The organism is Anaerotignum sp. (genome assembly GCF_045122575.1).
In the GTDB taxonomy this organism is placed as follows: domain Bacteria; phylum Bacillota; class Clostridia; order Lachnospirales; family Anaerotignaceae; genus Anaerotignum_A.
On record NZ_JBGVHV010000141.1, the window covers coordinates 1 to 4291 of the forward strand.

Sequence of the window (4291 nt, forward strand, 5' to 3'; positions counted from 1 at the left end):
GCAGAAGCGAAAAAACAGGTTTTCGGACAGGTTTCCATCGATATGATCGCAGGCCCCAGTGAAATTCTGGTGATCGCAGACGGCGATTCCGATGCGGCGGTGGTGGCGGCGGATCTGCTTTCTCAGGCAGAACATGACAAAATGGCTTCTGCCGTATTGGTTACAGAAAGCGAAGCACTGGCAAAAGAGGTGACAGAAGAACTGGAAAAACAGATCCCTCTTCTGCCCAGAGCGGAAATTGCCAGAGCATCCATCGACAATAACGGTAAAATCATCATCGTAGACAGCATCGAACAGGCGATCGAGGTTTCTAATGAGATCGCGCCGGAGCATCTGGAAGTTTGTGTAGATGATCCCTTCAAATATCTGGCGGATATCCGTCACGCAGGGTCTATCTTTCTGGGCAGAAATGCGCCCGAAGCTCTGGGCGATTATTTCGCAGGCCCCAACCATACCCTGCCCACCAGCGGCACAGCAAGATTTTCCAGCCCTCTGGGGGTAGATGATTTTATTAAGAAATCTTCTTTTACTTACTATACACAGGACGCACTGGCGGCGGAAGCGGAAAAAATTGGTTTCTTTGCCAGAAGGGAAGGGCTGGAGGCCCATGCCCGTTCTGCAACCATCAGAACAAGAAGACCTTGAGGGTTTCCTGTTCAAGCAGGATTTGCTTCGCAAACCTTGCTCCTGCGGAGCAACCGCCGCATCTGTTCGGCGGTGCGTACCTCAAACTTCCGCCAAATATTTTGAATAGTCCTATCCCGCATCAGCAGGTATGCTGATGCCAATAAGGGTGCAGGGGCATTATGCTCCTGCTGGGATGTGGGGCAAAGCCCCACAAAGAAGGAGGTAATAAAAATGAGTAGATTTATGAGCCCTCGCTTTGCGGGGCTGGAAGCATATACACCCGGGGAACAGCCCCGTGACCAGCAGTATGTTAAACTGAATACCAACGAATCCCCGTATCCGCCTTCTCCTGAGGTGCTGGCAGCGGTTTCTCAGGCAGAAGTAGAACTGCTGAACCTGTACCCCGACCCTACAGGCAAGGCACTGAAGGAAAAATTGGCAAAGCTGTATGGCGTGGAAGCAAAAAATGTTTTCCTCTCCAATGGCTCCGATGATATCTTGAATTTTGCCTTCATGGCCTTCTGTGACAGCGAAAGAGGGGCGGCTTATCCTGAAATCAGCTACGGTTTCTATCCCGTTTACGCAGACCTGTACCATGTGGACAGCAAGGTCATCCCTCTGCAGGATGATTTCAGCGTGAATTATAAGGACTACTGCGGCATTGGCCGCATGGTGGTGATCGCAAACCCCAATGCGCCTACAGGGATGGAAATTTCCCTGGCGGAAATCGAAGAAATCCTGAAATCCAACCCCGACAATATCGTGATCATCGATGAAGCTTATATTGATTTTGGCGGTACAAGCTGCGTCGACTTTATTAAAAAATACGATAACCTGCTGGTGGTGCAGACCTTCTCCAAATCCCGTTCCATGGCGGGGGCAAGACTGGGCTTTGCCATTGCCGATGCAGGCATCATCGAGGATCTGGAAAAGATCAAATATTCCACAAACCCCTATAACATCAACCGTCTGACACTGGCGGCGGGGGAAGCGGCGGTAGACAGCAATGAATATTATGTGGAAAATGCGAAAAAGATCGCAGAAACCAGAGAAATGACAACAGCGAAGCTGAGAGAAATGGGCTTTACTGTGCTGGATTCCAAGGCAAACTTTATTTTTGCCAAGAGCAACACCCTCCCCGGTAAACTGCTGTATGAGGAACTGAAGAAAAAAGGCGTTCTGGTACGTTTCTTCGGCAAAGCGAAGATCGAAGATTTTCTCCGCATCACCATCGGTACACCGGAACAGATGAACGTGATGTTTGAAAAAATCAAAGAAGTGGAAAAGGAACAGAAAGGGGCATGACATGAGAACGAGTGAGATCAAACGAAAAACCGCGGAAACAGAGATCAGCCTGTCTCTTTGTTTGGATGGCAGCGGCAAAAGCAGCATCCAGACCGGTGTCGGCTTTCTGGATCATATGCTGACGCTCTTTGCAAAACACGGCCGCTTTGATTTAGACGTGACCTGCAAAGGCGATATCGAGGTGGATGACCACCATTCTGTAGAGGATATCGGCATCTGTCTGGGCATGGCTTTTGCAGAGGCTCTGGGAGACAGCAGAGGCATTGCCCGCTATGGCGACATCACACTGCCTATGGATGAAGCCCTCATTCTGGCAGCGGTGGATCTGGGCGGCAGAAGCCATCTGGAATATGGTCTGGAAATTCCCACAGAAAAAGTCGGCACTTTTGACACAGAACTGGTGGAAGAATTCTTTATTGCATTCGTAAGAAATGCAAAGATGAATCTGCATATCCTGCAGATGCGCGGCAGAAATTCTCACCATATCATCGAAGGCACATTCAAGGCAGTGGCAAGGGCGATGGCCAAGGCGGTTGCCGTACAGGAAGCTTATAAAAACGAAATTCCTTCCACAAAGGGGGTATTATAAATGATCGCGATCATTGATTATGGCGTAGGTAATCTGTTTTCCTTGCAGAGTTCCCTGAAATTCATCGGGGCGGAAGCAAAGGTGACAAATAATATCGAAGAGATCAAAGCGGCAGACCGCATCATCCTGCCCGGTGTAGGGGCCTTTGAGGATGCAGTCAGGAAACTCAGAGAAAGCGGCATGGAAAAAGTGGTTCTGGAAGAAGCGGCCAGCGGCAAACCTCTGCTGGGCATTTGTCTGGGGATGCAGATGCTTCTGGAAAAGAACTATGAATACGGCGAACATGAAGGTCTGGGGCTCATCAAGGGCAGCGTCAAACCCATTGCGCCCATGATTGGTGCAGGGCTGAAAGTGCCGCATATCGGTTGGAATGCCCTGATTTTCCCTAAGGATAAAGAAAAATCCAAACTTTTTAAATACATCAACGAAGGTGACTGCGTCTATTTCGTACACTCCTACGCAGGCGTGGACTGCGAAGACTTCGTTTCTTCCCGTGCCGAATATGGCGCAGAACTGACCGCTTCCGTGGAATGCGGCAACGTATACGGCACCCAGTTCCACCCCGAAAAAAGCGGTGAAGTTGGTCTGAAAATCCTGAAAGCATTTTGTGAACTGTAATAGAAGGAGGTAGTTTTATGGAATTATTTCCTGCGATCGATCTGATCGACGGCTGTGCGGTGCGTCTGGTAAAGGGCGACTATGCACAGAAAACCGTATATAGCGATAACCCTGCAGAGGTGGCAAGATCCTTTGCGGCTGCAGGCGCCAAGTACCTCCATGTAGTCGATCTGGAAGGTGCGAAGGACGGTGGCACCCCCAATCTGGAAACCATCAGAAACATCGTGGAAAACGGCGGCCTTCTGGTAGAAGTGGGCGGCGGCATCCGTTCCGAAGAAGTCATCAAAAAATATCTGGATGCCGGTGTGTTCCGTGTGATCCTTGGCACAGCGGCAGTGCAGAATCCTGCATTTCTGGAAGAAATGGTGCAGAAATACGGCGAGAAAATCGCGGTTGGCGTAGATATCAAGGATGGTATGGTAGCCATCAAAGGCTGGACAGAAGTTTCTGCCGAAAGCTGTTTCGATTTCTGCGAAAAACTACAGAAACTGGGCGTAAAAACCATCATCTGTACGGATATTTCCAAGGATGGTCTGCTTTCCGGCACCAATCTGGAACTGTATAAAGAACTTTCTGAAAAATTCTCTGTGGATATCGTTGCCTCCGGCGGCGTGACCACTCTGGATGACGTGAAAAAACTGGCGGATATGGGCATGTATGGTGCTATTCTGGGCAAAGCCCTTTACACAGGCAATATCGACCTGAAAGCCGCTGTAGAACTGACAAAGGAGGGAAAATAAAATGATCACAAAAAGAATCATTCCCTGTCTGGACGTAAAGGATGGCAGGGTGGTAAAAGGCGTGAAGTTCGAAGGCCTTTCCGATGTTTCCTCTCCTGTGGAACTGGGAAAATATTACAGTGACTGCGGCGCCGATGAACTGGTATTTTACGATATTACTGCTTCTGCGGAAGGTCGTGCATTGTTTACAGATATCCTGACAGAAGTGGCACAGAACATTTTCATTCCCCTGACTGTAGGCGGCGGTATCAATACGCTGGAGGACTTTGACCGTGTGCTGAAATGCGGCGCCGATAAGGTCAGTGTAAACAGCGGTGCCATCCGTAACCCTCAGCTCATCGAAGATGCGGCGAAGAAATACGGCGACCAGTGTGTGGTGCTTTCTGTGGATGTAAAACGTGTGGACGGCAAG

6 protein-coding genes are annotated in these 4291 nt (G+C 49.5%); all 6 read left to right on the forward strand.

All coding sequences use genetic code 11. From position 1 onward, the window contains the following. Window positions 1-645 (forward strand): histidinol dehydrogenase (gene hisD, locus ACJMLT_RS06935; RefSeq protein WP_405728561.1); only part of this gene is annotated, 645 nt, incomplete at its 5' end. 213 nt (window positions 646-858) lie between these two features. Continuing rightward, window positions 859-1932: a histidinol-phosphate transaminase gene (gene hisC, locus ACJMLT_RS06940; RefSeq protein ID WP_405728564.1), complete on the forward strand. Its 1074-nt coding sequence runs from the start codon at window positions 859-861 to the stop codon at window positions 1930-1932. A gap of 1 nt (window position 1933) precedes the next feature. Continuing rightward, a complete protein-coding gene (gene hisB, locus ACJMLT_RS06945) occupies window positions 1934-2521 on the forward strand; it encodes an imidazoleglycerol-phosphate dehydratase HisB (protein WP_405728567.1) in 588 nt (195 codons plus the stop codon). Further along, window positions 2522-3139: an imidazole glycerol phosphate synthase subunit HisH gene (gene hisH / locus ACJMLT_RS06950; RefSeq protein ID WP_405728570.1), complete on the forward strand. Its 618-nt coding sequence runs from the start codon at window positions 2522-2524 to the stop codon at window positions 3137-3139. A gap of 17 nt (window positions 3140-3156) precedes the next feature. Beyond that, window positions 3157-3879: a 1-(5-phosphoribosyl)-5-[(5-phosphoribosylamino)methylideneamino]imidazole-4-carboxamide isomerase gene (hisA, locus tag ACJMLT_RS06955; RefSeq protein WP_405728573.1), complete on the forward strand. Its 723-nt coding sequence runs from the start codon at window positions 3157-3159 to the stop codon at window positions 3877-3879. Between the two features lies 1 nt (window position 3880). Then, window positions 3881-4291, forward strand: a 411-nt coding sequence (hisF, locus tag ACJMLT_RS06960) for an imidazole glycerol phosphate synthase subunit HisF (RefSeq protein ID WP_405728576.1), incomplete at its 3' end; no start/stop codon positions are given.

What these genes read in the sequence shown, in the direction of transcription:
- hisH (WP_405728570.1), top strand. Translation starts at nt 2,522, where the DNA reads ATGATCGCGATCATTGATTATGGCGTAGGTAATCTGTTTTCCTTGCAG.
- hisC (WP_405728564.1), top strand. Translation starts at nt 859, where the DNA reads ATGAGTAGATTTATGAGCCCTCGCTTTGCGGGGCTGGAAGCATATACA.
- hisA (WP_405728573.1), top strand. Translation starts at nt 3,157, where the DNA reads ATGGAATTATTTCCTGCGATCGATCTGATCGACGGCTGTGCGGTGCGT.
- hisB (WP_405728567.1), top strand. Translation starts at nt 1,934, where the DNA reads ATGAGAACGAGTGAGATCAAACGAAAAACCGCGGAAACAGAGATCAGC.